This window comes from Mesorhizobium sp. M4B.F.Ca.ET.058.02.1.1, from assembly GCF_003952505.1.
Lineage (GTDB): Bacteria > Pseudomonadota > Alphaproteobacteria > Rhizobiales > Rhizobiaceae > Mesorhizobium.
The window spans coordinates 2346859-2364036 of the sequence record NZ_CP034450.1; the positions used below are offsets into that span (position 1 = coordinate 2346859).

Consider the following 17178-nt stretch of genomic DNA (forward strand, 5'->3'; position numbering starts at 1 on the left):
TGATGTTTGCCAGCCCGGTTCTTCCGGCAGATCAGACATCGCCCAGCGGAGAGGTCGAACCCGATGTATTTCATGGCATTGGCCACTGACTATGATGGCACGGTCGCGCATGACGGCCTGGTCTCGAAAAGCACGTTCGCGGCGCTGGAGAAGCTGAAGAAATCCGGCCGCAAGCTCATCCTGGTCACCGGGCGCGAATTGCCGGACCTGAAGCAGGTCTTTCCGGAGGTTGGCATTTTCGACAAGGTCGTCGCGGAAAACGGTGCGCTGATCTACACGCCGGCAAGCGAGGAAGAGCGCACGATTTCGCCAGCGCCCTCGCCCGACCTCGTCGCCCGGCTGAAGAAGCGCGGCGTCAAGCCGCTCTCGGTCGGGCGCTCGATCGTCGCCACCTGGGAGCCGCATCAGGCAACGGTGCTCGACGTCATCAAGAAGCTAGGGCTGGAGCTGGAGATCATCTTCAACAAGGGCGCGGTGATGATCCTGCCCAGCGGCATCAACAAGGCGACCGGCCTTGCAGCCGCGCTCGAAGATCTCAAGTTGTCACCGCACAATGTGGTCGCCGTCGGCGACGCTGAAAACGACCACGCCTTCCTGCGCGCCTCAGGCTGCAGTGTCGCCGTCGACAACGCCTTGCCGGCAGTGAAGGACACGGCCGATCTGGTGACCAGCGGGGAGCGCGGCAAAGGCGTCGAGGAATTGATCGGCAAGATGATCAAGCTCGATCATCTGATTGCGCGCAAACGTGCCAGGGGCGTCCTGCTTGGCAGCGCTAACGGCAAGGAAGTCTATCTCTCGCCGGTGGAGACAGTGTTGATTGCCGGGAGCTCCGGCATCGGCAAATCGACACTGGCCACGGCGCTTACCGAACGGCTCGCGGAAAAAGGTCTGCAGTTCTGCATCTTCGATCCGGAGGGCGATTATGACGGGCTGCAGGGCGCTGTGCCGCTTGGCGATTCCTCGGCTGCGCCAAGCAAGGACCAGTTGCTGCAGCTGATCGGCAAGCCTGACACCAATGTCGTCGTCAACGGCCTGGCGTTGAGGGTCGATGAGCGGCCGGACTTCTTCGCGGAACTCCTGCCCGGCCTTGGCAATGTCCGCTACCGCACGGCAAGACCGCATTGGCTGATCATCGACGAAGCGCATCACCTTCTGCCCAAGCGGCGCGAGGACACGCGAGCGGTGCTTTCGCTTGAATTGCCCGGGACAGTGCTGATCACGGTGCATCCGGAAGCGATCTCGACGGATGCCTTGCGCCTGGTGACGGTAGTGATTGCGCTCGGACCTCAAGCGAAAGGCGTGATCAAGACGTTCTGCAAGGAAACCGGACTGGAGGCGCCGGGAAACATCCCCACCCCGAAAGGAGATCGCGTACTGCTCTGGCGGCCGCATACCGGCAAGAAGCCTTTTACCGTCAAGGCGATCGAGCCCAGCCAATCGCTGAAGCGGCACAGCCGCAAATATGCCGAGGGCCAGCTCGACGAAGCAGGCAGCTTCTATTTCAAGGGTCCCAAGAATGCGATGAACCTGAGGGCGCACAATCTGATCATCTTTGCCCAGATGGCGGAAGGCATAGACGACAAGACCTGGATGCATCATCTGCGCGCCGGCGACTATTCGGAATGGTTCCGCCGTCAGATCAGGGACAAGGAGCTGGCGCGCGAAACGGCCATGGCGGAAAAGGACAAGGCGCTTTCGGCCGAGAAGAGCCGCAAGCTGGTGCTCGATGCCGTACGCCGCCGCTATACGGCGCCAGCGACCGCTCCGGAGAAGTAGCCGGTTGGCGGCATGTTGGCCGCCGCCTCAGCTCGCCTCGCGCATCGCCTCGGCGGCCTGCAGGTCGACCGAGACCAGCTGGCTGACGCCCTGCTCGGCCATGGTGACGCCGAACAGCCGGTCCATGCGCGCCATAGTGATCGGGTTGTGGGTGATGATGACGAAGCGCGTCTCTGTAGTACGGGACATCTCGTCCATGAGATTGCAGAAGCGCTCGACATTGTGGTCGTCGAGCGGCGCGTCGACCTCGTCGAGCACGCAGATCGGCGCCGGATTGGTGAGGAACACAGCGAAGATCAGCGACATCGCCGTCAGCGCCTGCTCGCCGCCGGAGAGCAGCGTCATGGTCTGCGGCTTCTTGCCCGGTGGGCGGGCGAGGATTTCGAGCCCGGCTTCCAGCGGATCCTCGGATTCGATCAGCTGCAGTTCGGCGGTGCCGCCGCCGAACAAATGCGAGAACAGGCGCTGGAAATGGCCGTTTACCACCTCGAACGCCGACAGCAGCCGCTCGCGCCCTTCGCGGTTCAGGCTCTGGATCGCCTGCCGCAATTTGCGGATCGCCTCGATGATGTCCTCGCGCTCGGAAACGATGGTCTCCAGCCGGTCGGACAGCTCCTTCTGCTCTTCCTCGGCGCGCAGGTTGACGGCGCCGAGCCGCTCACGCTCGACCTTCAGCCGGTCGAGCTGACGCTCGACATCGGCCATTTCGGGCATCGGTTCATCGGCTTCCAGACCGGTGTGGCGGATGACCAGGTGCGGTGGCGTGTTCAGCGTTTCCTGGATGCGCGCCTCGACCTCCAGCCGCCGCTCGTCGGCGGCGGTCAGCCGCTCCTCGGCGCGGACGCGGGTTTCGCGCGCTTCGGCGAGCGATTGGATGGCAGCGGTCGCGGCCTTGTCGAATTCGGCCTGTTTGTTCTCTGCTTCCTGCAAGCGGTCGGCCGCTGCCTGGCGCAGCGTCTCCGCCTCGGCCAGTTGCGAGAGCAGCGCGCGGCGCCTGGCATCGATCTCATCGGGAGCATCGGCCAGCCGCTCGCGCTCGGCCTCGGCTTCCGCCTTGCGCTCGCCAAGGGCGGCGATCTGCGTCGAGGCGTTCTCGGCCCGCTCCAGCCAGCTGCGGCGCTCGGCGCCGATGGCTTCGAGCCGGCGCACACGCGCTTCGGCTTCGCGCCGCAAGCCCTCATGGACGGCGCGCGCGTCGGCAAGAGTGGCTCGATCGCGCGAGACATTGGCCGAGGACTGTTCGAGCTGCAGTTGCAGGTCACCGAGATCGGGCGCGTCCTGCAGCAGCGTTTCGGCTTCCAGGAAGGCCGCCTGGGTTTCCTCATGGCTGTCGACGACGCGGGCGCGCGCCTCGTCGAGCGCGGCGCGCCGGCTCACCAGTTCGCCGCCGGCCTTCTCGGCCTCGGCCAGCGCGTTGCGGGCGGCATCCAGCCCATGCTGGGCATCGCGGCCGGCCTGGCGGGCATTGCGCTCGGCCTCGCTTGCCTGGCGCAGCGCCTGTTCGGCCTGGGCAAGGGCTGCTTCGGCCTCGCGCAGGACGCGGGTGGCCTGCACCGCCTCGGCGTCGAGCTCGGCCAGCCGGTTCTTCTGCGCCAGCCGTTGTGCCGCGGCGGTCGGCGCGTCGGCGCTGGCGGTCAAGCCGTCCCAGCGCCACAGCGCGCCGTCGCGGCTGACCAGCCGCTGGCCGGGCGCAAGCAGGGCCTGGAGACGGCGGCCATCGGCAGCCTCCACGATACCGATCTGCGCCAGCCGGCGGGCAAGCTGGGAGGGCGCGCGCACGACGCTGGCAAGGCTCTTCACGCCGTCGGGCAGCGCTGCATCGCCCGGCTGGATCGCGCTCTCGCCCCAATGCACCGGCGCGCTGCGGTCGAGCGGCACGTCGAGATCCTCGCCGAGGGCGGCGCCCAGCGCGGTCTCGTAGCCGCGCTCGACGCTGAGCTGCTCCAGCACGGACGGGAAAAGATCGCCGCTGGCGGCATTCAAAATCTTGGAAAGCGTGCGGGCTTCGGTCTCGATGCGCTGCAACTCCGCCTTGGCGTCCTGTAGCGGCGGGCGGGCGGCGCTTTCGGAGCCGCGCGCCTCGGCGACGGCCTGCTCGGCGGCGATGGCGCCGGCCTCGCTCTCTTCCAGGCGGGCGAGCGCGTCCTCGACCAGCAGCCGCTTCTCGGCCGGATCGGGCAGGCCGGAAATGCGGGCGACGATGTCGGAAAGCTCGCGGTCGACCTCGGCGAGCTGGCGGGCAAAGCGGTCGCGACGCTCGGCGGTCTCGCGCAGTGTTCGTTCGATCTGATGCCGCGAGGCGGCGGCCTCGGCCCGTTCGGCGGTCAGCGCGGCAAGCTTTGCTTCGCTCTGCGAGAGCGTCGCCCCGGCCTGTTCGAAGGCGGCGCGCGTCGTGGCCTCGCGCTCGGCGGCACCGGCATTCTCGGAGTTGAGCGAAGCTTCCTCGGCGCGAAGGCGCTCCAGGATATCCGCATTGTCGCGCACCATGCGCTCCTCGCGGGCCATGTCGCCGTCGAGCTGCTGCAGCCGGCGCTCAAGCTCGACCTGGCGGGAGCGGATGCGGCCGGCCTCTTCCTCGATCTGTGTCTTGGCGATCGACAGGCGCTGGAAGGCGGCGGCGGCGGCAGCTTCGGCGTCGCGCAGGTCCGGCAGCCTGTGGGCGCCGATGCCTTGTTCCCTGGCGGCGGCCATCTGCGCGGCGGCGCGGTCTCCGACCAGCGTCGTCGCGGCGGCAAGTGCCGAACGCGCGTCGCCCTCCTGGGTCTTGGCCAGCGTCCAGCGCAGATGTAGCAGCGTCGCCTCGGCCTTGCGGATATCGGCCGACAGGTTCTTGAAGCGCGAGGCCTGGCGCGCCTGGCGCTTGAGGCTGTCGATCTGGCTCTCCAGTTCGCCAACGACGTCGTCCAGCCGTTCGAGGTTCTGCTCGGCGGCCTTCAGCCTGAGTTCCGCCTCGTGGCGGCGCGTGTGCAGGCCGGAAATGCCAGCCGCCTCTTCGAGAAGGGCGCGGCGCGCCTGGGGCTTGGCCTGGATCAGTTCGCCGATGCGGCCCTGCCCGACCATCGAGGGCGAGCGCGCGCCGGTCGACTGGTCGGCGAACAGCAGCTGCACGTCCTTGGCGCGTGCTTCCTTGCCATTGATGCGGTAGAGCGAGCCCGCCTCGCGCTCGATGCGGCGCGACACCTGTAACTCATCGGCGTCATTGAAGGCGGCGGGCGCGGTGCGGTCGGTGTTGTCGAGGAAAAGCGTGACTTCGGCGGTGTTGCGGGCCGGCCGCGTGCCCGAGCCGGAGAAGATCACGTCGTCCATGCCGGACGCGCGCATGTTCTTGTAGGAGCTTTCGCCCATCACCCAGCGCAGCGCCTCGACAAGGTTCGACTTGCCGCAGCCGTTCGGTCCGACGATGCCGGTAAGGCCGCGTTCGATGACGAACTCGCCGGGCTCGACGAAGGACTTGAAACCGAGGAGGCGAAGGCGCGAAAATTTCATTCGCGCCGCCCCACATTACAGGCGAGCGCGCCGAAGCTCGGTCGCTTCGACGCGGCCTGGACGTCAGAGCAGAGGGTCGATGATGGCCGACATTTCCTCAATCGACATCGCCCCTTTGTAGGTCTTCCCATTGATGAAGAAGGTCGGCGTCGAGTCGACCTTGAACTCGTCCGCGCCGCGTTTCTGGACTGCTCTGACATCGTCCAGAAGTTTCTGGTCCGTCAAGCAGGCCTCAAAGGACTCCTGTGTAAAACCGGCGAGCTTGGATATCTGCAGCAGTGCTTCCTTGGTGTTGTTGACGCCAACCCAGCTCGGCTGCTGCTTGAACAGCACGTCGACCATCGGGAAATAGTTATCCTTGGCGCAGCGCGCCAGCATGAAGCCGGCCTCGGCGCTCGGGTCGAAGGGGAATTCGCGCAGGATATAGCGCGCCTTGCCGGTGTCGATGTACTTGGTCTTCAACTCAGGGAAGGTTGTATCGTTGAAATGCGCGCAATGCGGGCATGTCATCGAGGCATATTCGACGATGGTGACCTTGGCGTCGTCCTTGCCGAGCTGCTTTTCGGGCAGCGCGCCCGGCTTCAGCAGTTGCGCCATGTCGACTGTGCCCTGCGCTTCCGGCACCTTGGCGGCGGCCGGCGTCGCCGGCTTGGCGGGTGTCGACGGGTTGGCGGGCTTCGCATCGGCCGCCTTTGCCTCCTCCTCCGAGTCGCTGCATGCGGCGATGAAAGCCACCGCCGGAATGGCGGCCAGCGAGCTCAAAAGGTTTCTGCGAGACAAAGGACGGTTCATGCGAATCACCTGATATCAGTTGGATTTTGCAATGCAAAAGCTAGAGAAGGCGAGAGTTGGCGCGAATTAAGGCATCGCCGTCCCCATTCCAATCGCCAAATTTTGTCGTGCGTTCACGAATACGCGAGATAAACGACAATCCTATGGCCTTTTCTGCCCTAGAATCGTTGCGCCCAGCCGCTCCAATGAGGCGCGCAAGCCATCGTCCTCGATCTTGCCGACGGTTCGCGAAAGCTTCGCCTTCTCCGCGTCGTTGAGCGGTCTCGGCGCCGGTTTCGGGCGGGCCTTTCCGGACAGCACCGGCTTTTGCACGATCTTGATGCGGCCAATAGCGCTAAAGCCGAGGAAGGAATTGACGCGATTGATGATTTCCCCGGCTTCATGCTGCAGGTGGAGCGCCGCCATGCCTTCGCAGGCGATCACCAGCACCGCAGGTTCGAACGGGTCGTCCTCATGCAAGCGACGCGGCCACTGGATCTTTTCCGGGCGCGAGCGCCCGGCTAGCCGGGGTCCGGCGATCTCCTCCCAGGACTGCACCAGCCCGATCGAGATGCCTGCGCGCTTCTTCAACACCGGATCGAGGATCTCGGTTGCGAGATCGCTCACCGGGACGGGATTGCCGTAGGGCTTTTTCCCTGCCATGTGCGTTCTCCAATCCCCGAGCTCATCCGATCAATGGCACCGCACGACCAGACCCGCAAGGCCGCATCCGGCGAAAGCAGCGAAGCCCTTTCAGGCGGTGTCGCCTCCCGCCTGCTCGCCTGGTACGACGCGCATCACCGCGACCTGCCGTGGCGCGTCGCGCCCGGGGCGCTGGCCGGCGGCGCAAGGCCAGACCCATACCGCGTATGGCTCTCGGAAGTCATGTTGCAGCAGACGACTGTCGAAGCGGTCAAAGCCTATTTTCGCGCATTCCTCGAAAAATGGCCTGACGTCGGGACGCTGGCGGCGGCGCCCGTCGAGGATGTCATGAAGGCCTGGGCCGGGCTCGGCTATTATTCCCGGGCGCGCAACCTCAAGGCCTGCGCCGATCTGGTCGCCGGGCGCGGCGGCCGCTTTCCGGACACGGAGGCCGGGCTGCGTGAGCTGCCGGGGATCGGCGCCTATACGGCGGCGGCGATCGCAGCCATCGCCTTCGACCGGCCGGCGGCCGTCGTCGACGGCAATGTCGAGCGCGTCGTGTCCAGGCTCAATTCAATCGCGACGCCGCTCAGCGAGGCCAAGCCCGAGATCCGCGCGCTGGTCGAGCAGATGGTTCCGGCAAGGCGGCCCGGCGATTTCGCCCAGGCGATGATGGATCTCGGCGCCACGCTCTGCACGCCACGGCGGCCGCGCTGCATGCTGTGCCCGCTGCGCGAGGATTGCAGCGCCATCCTCTCAGGCGATCCCGAGCGTTTCCCGGTCCGCCTGCCCAAGGACGACAAGCCGCTCAGGCGCGGCGCGGCGTTCGTGGCCGAGCGCAATGATGGCGCCATCCTCCTGCGCAAGCGCCCGGAAAAGGGCCTGCTCGGCGGCATGACAGAGGTACCGACGACGTCGTGGAGCGCAAGGGTGGACGGCGCGACCACGGAAGCCGCGGCGCCCTTGCCTGCCGACTGGCGGCACGCCGGACGGATCGCCCATGTCTTCACCCATTTCGCGCTCGAACTCGAAGTCTTTCATGCCCACATCAAAGGCGATGCGCCGGATGGGCATTTCTGGTCGCTGGCCCATGAAATTTCCGGGGAAGCGCTGCCCACCGTCATGAAAAGGGTAATCGAAGCGGCGATACCGGGCGCGACCAGAAGACAGCGCCCGCAGTGATGGGCGGAACTAGCGAAGGACCCGCATGACCGAAATCCGCCACATCGTGTTCGACATCGGCAAGGTGCTGATCCACTACGATCCGGATATCCCGTTCAGCCGCCTTATTCCGGATGCCGGGGAGCGGAAATGGTTCTTCGACAATGTCTGCACGCATGACTGGAACCTCGAGCAGGACCGCGGGCGGAGTTGGGATGAGGCCGAGGCGCTGCTGATCGCCGAGTACCCGAGCCATGCGGAGAATATACGCAATTTCCGCCGGCATTGGCACGAGATGGTGCCGCATGCCTATGACGACAGCGTCGCCATCATGATCGGCCTGATCGAGACCGGCCACGATGTGACGATGCTGACCAACTTTGCCTCGGACACGCTTGCCGAAGCCCGCCAGCGTTTCGACTTCCTCAACCGTCCGCGCGGCGTGACCGTTTCGGCCGACATCCGCCAGATCAAGCCGGATCGCGCCATCTACGATCATCATGTCGCCGCGTTCGGCCTCGAACCGTCCGCGACGTTGTTCATCGACGACAGCCAGAAGAATGTCGACGGCGCCAAGGCGGCCGGCTGGCAGTCTGTGCTGTTCACCGACGCCGAAACGCTCAAGACAGACCTCGAGCGTTACGGGATCAAGGCCTGATTTGAATTGTTTCGGACGATGACGTTCCGATTAAACTTTAATGGCGAGCGTGCGGGGGTCAGGCCCCTGCCCGCTCCATGCCGAGACGCGCGATGCGGCGCAGCTCGTCGATCGGGGTGAGGCCACCGCTGCGCTCATAGTGCCAGAAGGTCCAGCCGTTGCAGGCGTCGAGCCCCTGCACCTCGGCGCCGATCTTGTGGATCGAGCCGGCGCTGTCGCCGATCGCCACCGTGCCGTCGGCGCGCACCTTGGCTGCCCAGCGCTTCTTGGCGTCGTAGAGCGTGGCGCCCGGCGCCATCAGGCCGGTGTCGATCAGGCTGATGAAAGCGACGCGCGGCTCGGCGCGCTTGCCGGACAATACGGTCAGGTCGGCGCCTTCCAGCGGCCGCACCGCGTCGATGCGCTCATTGGCGGCGTCGATATAGGCCTGCTCGCGCTCGATGCCGACGAATCGCCGGCCGAGGCGCTTTGCCACCGCGCCGGTGGTGCCGGATCCAAAGAAGGGATCGAGCACGATGTCGCCCGGCTTGGTCGAGGCCATCATGATGCGGGCGAGCAGCGCTTCCGGCTTCTGCGTCGGATGCAACTTGTCGCCATTGTCGTTCTTCAGCCGCTCCTGGCCGGTGCAGATCGGGAACAGCCAGTCGGAGCGCATCTGGACATCGTCGTTCGAGGCCTTCAGCGCCTCGTAGTTGAAGGTGTAGCCCTTGGCCTTTTGGTCGCGCGAGGCCCAGATCATCGTCTCATGCGCGTTCTGGAAGCGGCGGCCGCGGAAGTTCGGCATCGGATTGGTCTTGCGCCAGACGACGTCGTTGAGAATCCAGAAGCCGAGATCCTGCATCTTGGCGCCGACCCTGAAGATGTTGTGGTAGGAGCCTATGACCCAGATGGTGCCGTTGGGCTTCAACACGCGCCGCGCCGCCAGCAGCCAGGCGCGAGTGAAGGCGTCATAGGCTTCAAAGCTCTCGAACTGGTCCCAGTCGTCGTCGACGGCGTCGACCTTGGACTGGTCGGGCCGGTGCAGGTCGCCGTCGAGCTGCAGGTTGTAGGGCGGATCGGCGAAGATGACGTCGATGGACTTTTCCGGCAGCCGGTCGAGGGCCGCGACGCAGTCGCCCTTGAGGATGGTGTCCAGCCATTCGGATTGCTGGGGAGCGTGGGAAAGCTGGTCGATAAGACGCACGGCTGACATTTTTACACCCAAGGCACGCGTTACTGTTTACTGTCCGTTATGGTTACCGATCAGCGTAAATATTCGGTGAAGGGCGCGACCGCCCGGCGGTCAAAAGCTTCGTGAATTTGCGAAGCCCGGCCGCTTGGTGTATGCCGCGCCGCCTGAGCCGCATCAGGCCACCTTTTTCCCACGTTCCGGATCGCCATGCCCCAGCCAGACCTTGTCATCTTCGATTGCGACGGCGTGCTCGTCGATTCTGAAATCATCGCCGCGCGCATCGAGGCCGAGCTGCTGACCTCGGCCGGTTACGAGATATCGCCGGAGGAACTGGCCGAGACCTATGCCGGGCTGACCTTCAAGGACATCATGATGCGGGTGGAGGAGAAGTCCGCCATCCCCTTCCAGGCTTCGCTGATCGACCGCGCCGAGACGCTGGTCGACCGCAAGCTGCGCAGCGACGTGCGCATCATCGACGGCGCGCGCGAGGCGGTGGCGTCCGTCACCGTGCCGCGCGCGGTCTGCTCCAACTCTCGCACGGAGCGGGTCGAGTTCATGCTGGAGAAGGTAGGGCTGCTGCCGTTCTTCACCGGCCGCATCTTCTCGGGGCTCGACATACCCAGCAAGAAGACCAAGCCCGCCCCGGACGTGTTTCTCTATGCTGCCGAAAAGCTCAACGCGAAGCCGGAAAACACATTCGTGATCGAGGATTCCGTGCATGGCGTCACCGCCGCCAGGACGGCCGGCATGCGCGTCATCGGCTTCACCGGCGCCGGCCACAGCTATCCGGGCCATGCCGACGCGCTGACCGAAGCCGGCGCGGAAACGGTCATACGCCGCTGGGCCGAGCTGAAAAGCGTGATCGCCGCCCTGTCGGAATGGTCGGCGGACGCCTGAAGCGGCTCAGCTTGTCACAGAAATCGCTAATCCTCTCCAAGTATTTGTTTTTACACAATTCCACACAGCAAACCGCTACGTCCGCGTCCGAAGGTCTTACTGTAGGCCTGGCCTTTCGCTTACCAAGTTTTGGGCCGGAGACGAGGTCCTACGCGCGTGTTGTCAACGTCGACAGCTGATCGGTGTCGTAACGGTTCCGCAGATCGGCGAGCGCTTTTGGATCCGGCGCACCCTGCGCCGCGAGTTTGGCGAGCTCTTCGAAGTAATGCTCGTGGCCAGGCGGAGAAACTGTCATCAACACGCGTGCCGGTTTCTCGCTGACATTCGTGATGTTGTGCGGCACTCCCGGCGGGATGAACACATAGGTACCGGGCGTTGCGCGGATCATCTTGTCGCCGACATGCCACTCACACTCGCCTTCGAGCAGGTAGAAGGTCTCCTCCTGCATCCGGTGAACATGCCGCCCGGTGGCGAACTCCGGTGGAATCGTCCAGTCGAACATGCTCATGTGCTTGCTATTCTCGCCGGTGACGAGGAACGACATAGGATGGCCACGCAGCATGACGCCTTTCCTCTCATCGGGCATGCGGATGACGGCATTGGCGCTCATATGATCCTCCTGTGGTTGGGCGCTACCTCTGGCATTTGCGCAACATCGGCCGCCCATGCCCGAAAGTCGTGAATCCCTTCCCAAAAATTTGCTAAAAGACTCGAATGACAGTCAGGGGCGACCTCTACCAGTTCGGCCCGTTCCGCCTCGATCCGGAGGTGGGCATTCTCTTTTACGGCGCTGAGCCGACCATGCTTGGGCAACGCGCAACTGCGCTGCTGTGCCTGCTGATCCAAAACGCCGGCGTACCCGTGTCCAAGGACGCGCTGATTGAGACCGGTTGGGGCGGATTGGCGGTTGCCGACAACAATCTGACGGTTCAGATCGCAGCCCTACGCCGAGTGCTGGCCGACGCAGCGAATGCCGAGAGCTGGATCGAAACACTGCCGCGGCGCGGCTATCGCTATGTCGGACCGCCGGTCGCCACGAATGTTCGCGATACCTCGGTCGCGACCCGCGCCGAGTCAGCCCCGATCTTGCCCGAGAAGCCCTCCGTCGCGGTCCTGCCGTTCTCGAATTTGAGCGGCGATCCGCAGCAGGAGTACTTTGCCGATGGGATGGTCGACGACATCATCACAGGCTTATCGCGCATCAAGTGGTTGTTCGTCATCGCACGAAACTCGACCTTCACCTACAAAGGTCGCGCCGTGGACGTGAAGCAGGTCGGCCGCGAGCTTGGCGTTCGCTATGTCCTCGAAGGCAGTGTGCGCAAGGCCGGCAGTAGCGTGCGTGTTACCGGGCAGATGATCGATGCATCGACCGGCGCGCATGTATGGGCCGAACGCTACGACCGCAGCTCCGAAGACATCTTTGCGCTTCAAGACGAGATCGCGCTGTCAGCAGTGGGCGCGATTGCGCCGAGCGTGCGGAAAGCCGAAATCGAACGTGTCAGACGGAAGCGCCCTGACAGTCTCGACGCCTACGATCTCGTGCTGCAAGCGCAGCCTGACGTCGATTCAGGTATGCCGGAGCAAGTGACCAGAGCGCTGGTGCTTCTCGAGCGCGCCATCGCGCTCGAACCAGCGTATGCGCTGGCGCATGGCAATGCCGCGATGTGCCACCATTGCTTGTTCCTTCGCGCCGGTCTGCAGGAGATCAACCGTACCTCTTCCATCCGCCACGCCCGGTCGGCCATCGTCCATGGACAAGACGATGCACTCGCCTTGACGTGGGCCGGCTTTTCCATCGGAATGGATGCACACGATCGCGCCGCTGCATTCACGGCGTTGGAAGCAGCCCTCGTCATCAGCCCGTCATCGGCGCTGACCTATATTCTTGGCAGTGTCATTCTGGGATGGAGCGGCGAAGCGGAGCGCGCGATAGAATGGAGCGCGCAGGGCATGCGGCTAAGCCCGTTCGATTCGTGGGCCTGGGCCGCATTTGACGCCCAGGCAATGAGCCATTTGCTGCAAGGCCGTTACGAAGAAGCCTGCCGCGCGGCTTACAAGTCCGTTCAAGCCAATCCAGCGCATAGTATCACATATGTGCAATTGGCCGCCGCGCTGGCCAAGCTTGGCCGATTGGACGAAGCGAGGGCGGCCGCCGCGCGCGTGCTCGAGCTTCAGCCGGCCTTTCGCTACAGCCGCCAGTTTGCAGGCGTGAATTGCGCGCCCGCGCTCGCAAAGGCTCTTGGCAGCGCGCTACGGGACGCAGGATTGCCGGAGTAGCTCGACTAGCGACACGCCGTTGTCCTTTGAATTGGTTGTAACCGGAGCGCGACGACGACTTGCCGCCAACTCTCCAGCCTTCGTCCAGCTTGCGTCAATCAGGCTGCAGCTGCGCGCCAATGCATCCGCGCATCAGTTTGTCGCCGGGGCGGACTTTTTCTTCCGCTTGCCCTTGTCGGTGGCGGCTTTCGGCGCGTTTTCGTCATAGCCGGCGAAGGCCTGGTAGTCCTTTGCGGTCGGCTCGGGCACGATGACGTTCGGGTCGGTGAAGACGAACTGCGTCGCGGCCGAGGGATCAGTGATCTGGACCTGATACTGGTGGATCTGCGAATAGAGCACATCCGTGCCGTGCATCACCGCAACGCGGATCGGCATCGTGATCGTGCCCGGTGCGAACATCGGCCCCGGCACGACCCTGCCGGCCACCGCGATCTTCATCGACAGCTGGCCGTTGCCACGGCTGCAATCGCGGGTCACGTCGGTAATCGAGGCCTGGTAAATGATCTTGGCGGGATCGCGATCCGGATCGACGAGGGTGCCGTCGGGCGCGGCCTGGGCGGCAGTGGCTGCCTCGGCCGCCTGCGCGGCATCCTTCTTCTTGGGCTTGGCGCCGCCCTTGGCATAGATGTTGAAGTAGGCGGTGCCATCGCGCAGCGTCACTTTCGGGCAATAGGCCTGCAACTGGCTGGAAAGCACCTTGGGGTCCTGCGGTGGCGGTGGCGCCTGGGTGTCCTTCTTGCCAAGACCAAAGCTCAATATGCCATTGTCGCTCGATTGGCAGCCGGCGGCGGCAAGCATAAAGCCGGCAAGCGCCAGACCCGCGACAAAACGACGGTTGACCGAATGAAACGCCATGAACTGCACTTCCCTCTCGCAAAGCTGGTGACGTATATCAACGGCGCGGCAAAAATGCGACTGAGCCGGCTCGGAAAATTAACCAATTTGCGGTGGATGAACCCGCCGGCTGCAATGGACTGGTGACGATGCAATATGTGAGTACCCGCGGGGAGGCGCCCGCGCTTGGATTTTCCGACGCGGTGCTTGCCGGGCTGGCGCGAGACGGCGGGCTCTACGTGCCGCGCGAATGGCCGCACTTCTCGGCTGCGGATATCCGCGCCATGCGCGGCCTCGCCTACCCCGACCTTGCCATCCGAGTGCTGACGCCGTTTCTCGACGGCGAGATCGCGGCGCCGGTCTTCGAGAGGCTGGTGCGCGAAGCCTACTCGACCTTCCGCCACGAAGCCGTCTGCCCGCTGGTGCAGACCGGGGCCAGCACTTTCGTGCTCGAGCTCTTCCACGGCCCGACGCTCGCCTTCAAGGACGTGGCCATGCAGCTGCTGGCCCGGCTGATGGACCATGTGCTGGCCGAGCGGGGACAGCGCGCCACCATCGTCGGCGCCACCTCAGGCGATACCGGGGGCGCGGCAATAGATGCCTTCGCCGGACGCGACCGCACCGACATCTTCATCCTGTTCCCGCACGGCAAGGTCTCGCCGGTGCAGCAGCGGCAGATGACGACCTCGAGCGCGGCCAATGTCCATGCACTGTCGATCGAAGGCAATTTCGACGATTGCCAGGGCCTGGTGAAGGACATGTTCAACGACCACGGTTTTCGCGACCGGGTCTCGCTGTCGGGCGTCAATTCGATCAACTGGGCCCGCATAATGGCCCAGATCGTCTATTATTTCTCCTCCGCGCTGTCGCTCGGCGCGCCGGACCGTCCGGTCTCCTTCACCGTGCCGACCGGCAATTTCGGCGACATCTTCGCCGGCTATGCCGCCAAGCGCATGGGGCTGCCGATCGAGCGGCTGGTCATCGCCACCAATGACAACGACATATTGGCGCGCACGCTGGCGAGCGGCGAATACCGCACCAAGGGCGTGTTCGCCACGACTTCGCCGTCAATGGACATCCAGGTGTCGTCGAATTTCGAGCGCCTGCTGTTCGAGGCGGCCGCCCGCAATGCGGAGACGGTGCGGCGCTACATGAACGGGCTGAAGCAGTCAGGCGCCTTCACGATCGAGGCGGGCGAAATCGCGAAGATACGTTCCGAATTCGATGCCGGCCGCGCCGGCGTCGACGAGGTCGCCGCCACCATCCGCTCGACGCTCGCGGCAAGCAACTATCTGCTCGATCCGCACACGGCGGCGGCCTTCCATGTTGCCTCAGGCAAGGTCGAGAGCGATGTGCCCATGGTGGTGCTGGGCACCGCGCATCCGGCCAAGTTCCCGGCCGCCGTCGAGGCTGCCAGCGGCATCACGCCTGCCCTGCCCGCATGGCTGGGCGGCTTGATGACAGCCGACGAAAAATACACGGTACTTCCATCCGACCTGAAAATGGTGGAAGATTACGTCGGACGCCACACGCGGGCGGCGCGTTAAGGAGTACTAGCCATATGGGTGTTGAGGTAAGCCGTCTGTCGAACGGCCTGACAGTCGCAACCGAAACCCTTCCAAGCCTCGAATCCGTTGCCCTTGGTGCCTGGGTCAAGTCAGGCGCCCGCAATGAGCGTGACGAAGAGCACGGAATGGCCCATCTGCTTGAGCATATGGCCTTCAAGGGCACGAAACGGCGCACCGCCTTCGAGATCGCCTCGGAAATCGAGAATGTCGGCGGCGAGATCAACGCCGCCACCAGCGTCGAGACCACATCCTATTACGCCAGGGTGCTCTCCGACGACGTGCCGCTGGCGGTCGATATCCTGGCGGACATCCTGCAGGAGTCCGAATTCGACCCTGAAGAGCTCGAGCGCGAGCAGCATGTGATCCTGCAAGAGATCGGCGCCGCGCACGACACGCCCGACGATATCGTCTTCGACCGCTTCACCGAGACCGCCTTCCGCCACCAGACGATCGGCCGCTCCATCCTCGGCACGCCGGAGACCGTCAAATCCTTCACCTCCAAGCAGTTGCACAATTTCATCCAACGCCAATACGCCGCCGAGCGAATGGTGATTGTGGCGGCGGGCGACATCAAGCACGACAATTTCGTGCGCGAGGTGGAAAGGCAGCTGGGCGGCTTCCGCGCCAAGGCGGAAAGCAACATTCCGCAATATGCGCAATATGTCGGCGGCGACTTCCGCGAGGACCGCGACCTGATGGACGCGCAGATCGTGCTCGGCTTCGAGGGCCGCGCCTATCATGTGCGTGACTTCTACGCCTCGCAGGTGCTGTCGATGATCCTCGGCGGCGGCATGTCGTCCAGGTTGTTCCAGGAGGTTCGCGAAAAACGCGGCCTGTGCTATTCGGTCTACGCGTTCCACTGGGGCTTTTCGGATACCGGCATATTCGGCGTCCATGCCGCGACCGGGCAGAGCGACATCGCCAAGCTGGTGCCGGTCATCATCGACGAATTGCAGAAGGCCGGCGAGAACATCATGCAGGAAGAGCTCGACCGCGCCCGTGCGCAATACCGCGCCGGCTTGATCATGTCGGCCGAAAGCCCGGCCAGCCGCGCCTCGCAGATCGCCAGGCAGCTGCTGCTGTTCGGCCGGCCGATCGCCAAGGAAGAGCTGATGGAACGGCTGGCGGCGCTCACCGTCGAGCGTCTGACCGATCTCTCGTCGCGGCTGTTTTCGACCAAGCCGACGCTCACTGCCGTCGGACCCGTGGGGACGCTGGCGCCCTATGAGGCGATCCTCGATTCGCTTGCGGGTCCGCAGACGACGGCCCGCAAGCTCGCCGTCTAGACCTGCTCAAGCGCCATGTTCGCGCTCCCTTTCTTTCGCCGCGACCTGCCGGCACTGAAGGGTGACAAGGTCACGCTGCGCGTGCCGCTGACCAATGACTACCGCGAATGGTCGGCGCTGCGCGGTGAAAGCCGCGCCTTCCTGGAGCCTTGGGAACCGCGCTGGACGCCGGACGAGCTGGACCGCACAGCATGGCGGCTGCGCATAAGCCGCTACCGCGAGGACTACGCACAAGGCACGGCGATCGCCTTCTTCATCTTCGAGAAGTCGAGCGGCAAGCTCGCCGGCGGCATCACGCTCGGCAACATCCGCCACGGCGTCGCGCAGAGCGGCCATATCGGCTACTGGATCGGCGAGCGCTATGGCGGCCGCGGCCTGATGACCGAAGCGGTCAAGCTGGTGTCGCGCTTCGCCTTCGATACCTTGAGGTTGCACCGGATCGAAGCGGCCTGTATTCCCGATAATGCCCGTTCGATCCGCGTGCTTGAAAAAGCCGGATTCCGGCGCGAAGGACTTCTGCGATCCTACCTCAGGATCAACGGTATCTGGCAGGATCATTACCTCTACGCCCGGATCGCGGACGATCCGCCGGGCGCTGGAACGAAGGGCTGATTGTTGACGATTTTTTCGCGATTCGCGTCGCTGCTCGCC

At 64.5% G+C, this 17178-nt stretch carries 14 protein-coding genes; 8 read left to right on the plus strand and 6 right to left on the minus strand.

Annotation, left to right across the window (positions count from 1 at the left end; all coding sequences use genetic code 11):
* The first annotated feature begins 63 nt into the window (after positions 1 to 63).
* Positions 64 to 1776, plus strand: coding sequence for an HAD family hydrolase (locus tag EJ073_RS11845; RefSeq protein WP_126055893.1), 1713 nt, complete (start codon positions 64 to 66; stop codon positions 1774 to 1776).
* A gap of 27 nt (positions 1777 to 1803) precedes the next feature.
* Here the strand turns inward: EJ073_RS11845 and smc are convergent, their stop codons facing one another.
* From smc to EJ073_RS11860, 3 genes are all read right to left on the minus strand, one after another.
* On the minus strand, positions 1804 to 5262 hold the full coding sequence (smc, locus tag EJ073_RS11850; RefSeq protein WP_126055894.1) for a chromosome segregation protein SMC: 3459 nt from the start codon (positions 5260 to 5262) through the stop codon (positions 1804 to 1806).
* Positions 5263 to 5325: 63 nt separating this feature from the next.
* Positions 5326 to 6054, minus strand: coding sequence for a DsbA family protein (locus EJ073_RS11855; RefSeq protein WP_126055895.1), 729 nt, complete (start codon positions 6052 to 6054; stop codon positions 5326 to 5328).
* Between the two features lie 141 nt (positions 6055 to 6195).
* Positions 6196 to 6696: a DUF721 domain-containing protein gene (locus EJ073_RS11860; protein ID WP_126055896.1), complete on the minus strand. Its 501-nt coding sequence runs from the start codon at positions 6694 to 6696 to the stop codon at positions 6196 to 6198.
* Between the two features lie 33 nt (positions 6697 to 6729).
* Here EJ073_RS11860 and mutY point away from each other — a divergent pair, with 33 nt between their 5' ends.
* Together mutY and EJ073_RS11870 are read left to right on the plus strand one after the other, a co-directional pair.
* Positions 6730 to 7857, plus strand: coding sequence for an A/G-specific adenine glycosylase (gene mutY / locus EJ073_RS11865; RefSeq protein WP_126055897.1), 1128 nt, complete (start codon positions 6730 to 6732; stop codon positions 7855 to 7857).
* A 25-nt stretch (positions 7858 to 7882) separates the two neighbouring features.
* On the plus strand, positions 7883 to 8494 hold the full coding sequence (locus EJ073_RS11870) for an HAD family phosphatase (protein ID WP_126055898.1): 612 nt from the start codon (positions 7883 to 7885) through the stop codon (positions 8492 to 8494).
* 58 nt (positions 8495 to 8552) lie between these two features.
* Here the strand turns inward: EJ073_RS11870 and EJ073_RS11875 are convergent, their stop codons facing one another.
* On the minus strand, positions 8553 to 9686 hold the full coding sequence (locus EJ073_RS11875) for a site-specific DNA-methyltransferase (RefSeq protein ID WP_126055899.1): 1134 nt from the start codon (positions 9684 to 9686) through the stop codon (positions 8553 to 8555).
* 186 nt (positions 9687 to 9872) lie between these two features.
* Here EJ073_RS11875 and EJ073_RS11880 point away from each other — a divergent pair, with 186 nt between their 5' ends.
* Positions 9873 to 10562 (plus strand): HAD family phosphatase, encoded by a 690-nt coding sequence (locus EJ073_RS11880; RefSeq protein WP_126055900.1) that lies wholly within the window; start codon positions 9873 to 9875, stop codon positions 10560 to 10562.
* Positions 10563 to 10710: 148 nt separating this feature from the next.
* Here EJ073_RS11880 and EJ073_RS11885 read toward each other — a convergent pair whose 3' ends face one another.
* Positions 10711 to 11172, minus strand: coding sequence for a cupin domain-containing protein (locus EJ073_RS11885; RefSeq protein WP_126055901.1), 462 nt, complete (start codon positions 11170 to 11172; stop codon positions 10711 to 10713).
* Between the two features lie 104 nt (positions 11173 to 11276).
* On the opposite strand from EJ073_RS11885, the gene EJ073_RS11890 reads away from it, so the two are divergent.
* On the plus strand, positions 11277 to 12839 hold the full coding sequence (locus tag EJ073_RS11890; protein ID WP_126055902.1) for a winged helix-turn-helix domain-containing protein: 1563 nt from the start codon (positions 11277 to 11279) through the stop codon (positions 12837 to 12839).
* A gap of 132 nt (positions 12840 to 12971) precedes the next feature.
* Here the strand turns inward: EJ073_RS11890 and EJ073_RS11895 are convergent, their stop codons facing one another.
* Complete coding sequence (locus EJ073_RS11895; RefSeq protein ID WP_126055903.1) at positions 12972 to 13694, minus strand: hypothetical protein; 723 nt, start codon at positions 13692 to 13694, stop codon at positions 12972 to 12974.
* A gap of 128 nt (positions 13695 to 13822) precedes the next feature.
* Here EJ073_RS11895 and thrC point away from each other — a divergent pair, with 128 nt between their 5' ends.
* From thrC to EJ073_RS11910, 3 genes are read left to right on the plus strand one after another with little or no spacing between them, the layout of a single operon-like run.
* Complete coding sequence (gene thrC / locus EJ073_RS11900) at positions 13823 to 15220, plus strand: threonine synthase (protein WP_126055904.1); 1398 nt, start codon at positions 13823 to 13825, stop codon at positions 15218 to 15220.
* A gap of 14 nt (positions 15221 to 15234) precedes the next feature.
* Complete coding sequence (locus tag EJ073_RS11905) at positions 15235 to 16527, plus strand: pitrilysin family protein (RefSeq protein ID WP_126055905.1); 1293 nt, start codon at positions 15235 to 15237, stop codon at positions 16525 to 16527.
* Positions 16528 to 16542: 15 nt separating this feature from the next.
* Entirely contained in the window at positions 16543 to 17139 is a 597-nt protein-coding gene (locus EJ073_RS11910) for a GNAT family protein (RefSeq protein ID WP_126055906.1), read from the plus strand.
* The last annotated feature ends 39 nt before the right edge of the window (positions 17140 to 17178 follow it).

Excerpts from the sequence above, each read along its gene's own strand:
- EJ073_RS11845 (WP_126055893.1), top strand. The coding sequence starts at position 64 with ATGTATTTCATGGCATTGGCCACTGACTATGATGGCACGGTCGCGCAT.
- smc (WP_126055894.1), bottom strand. The coding sequence starts at position 5,262 with ATGAAATTTTCGCGCCTTCGCCTCCTCGGTTTCAAGTCCTTCGTCGAG.
- EJ073_RS11855 (WP_126055895.1), bottom strand. The coding sequence starts at position 6,054 with ATGAACCGTCCTTTGTCTCGCAGAAACCTTTTGAGCTCGCTGGCCGCC.
- EJ073_RS11860 (WP_126055896.1), bottom strand. The coding sequence starts at position 6,696 with ATGGCAGGGAAAAAGCCCTACGGCAATCCCGTCCCGGTGAGCGATCTC.
- mutY (WP_126055897.1), top strand. The coding sequence starts at position 6,730 with ATGGCACCGCACGACCAGACCCGCAAGGCCGCATCCGGCGAAAGCAGC.
- EJ073_RS11870 (WP_126055898.1), top strand. The coding sequence starts at position 7,883 with ATGACCGAAATCCGCCACATCGTGTTCGACATCGGCAAGGTGCTGATC.
- EJ073_RS11875 (WP_126055899.1), bottom strand. The coding sequence starts at position 9,686 with ATGTCAGCCGTGCGTCTTATCGACCAGCTTTCCCACGCTCCCCAGCAA.
- EJ073_RS11880 (WP_126055900.1), top strand. The coding sequence starts at position 9,873 with ATGCCCCAGCCAGACCTTGTCATCTTCGATTGCGACGGCGTGCTCGTC.
- EJ073_RS11885 (WP_126055901.1), bottom strand. The coding sequence starts at position 11,172 with ATGAGCGCCAATGCCGTCATCCGCATGCCCGATGAGAGGAAAGGCGTC.
- EJ073_RS11890 (WP_126055902.1), top strand. The coding sequence starts at position 11,277 with ATGACAGTCAGGGGCGACCTCTACCAGTTCGGCCCGTTCCGCCTCGAT.
- EJ073_RS11895 (WP_126055903.1), bottom strand. The coding sequence starts at position 13,694 with ATGGCGTTTCATTCGGTCAACCGTCGTTTTGTCGCGGGTCTGGCGCTT.
- thrC (WP_126055904.1), top strand. The coding sequence starts at position 13,823 with ATGCAATATGTGAGTACCCGCGGGGAGGCGCCCGCGCTTGGATTTTCC.
- EJ073_RS11905 (WP_126055905.1), top strand. The coding sequence starts at position 15,235 with ATGGGTGTTGAGGTAAGCCGTCTGTCGAACGGCCTGACAGTCGCAACC.
- EJ073_RS11910 (WP_126055906.1), top strand. The coding sequence starts at position 16,543 with ATGTTCGCGCTCCCTTTCTTTCGCCGCGACCTGCCGGCACTGAAGGGT.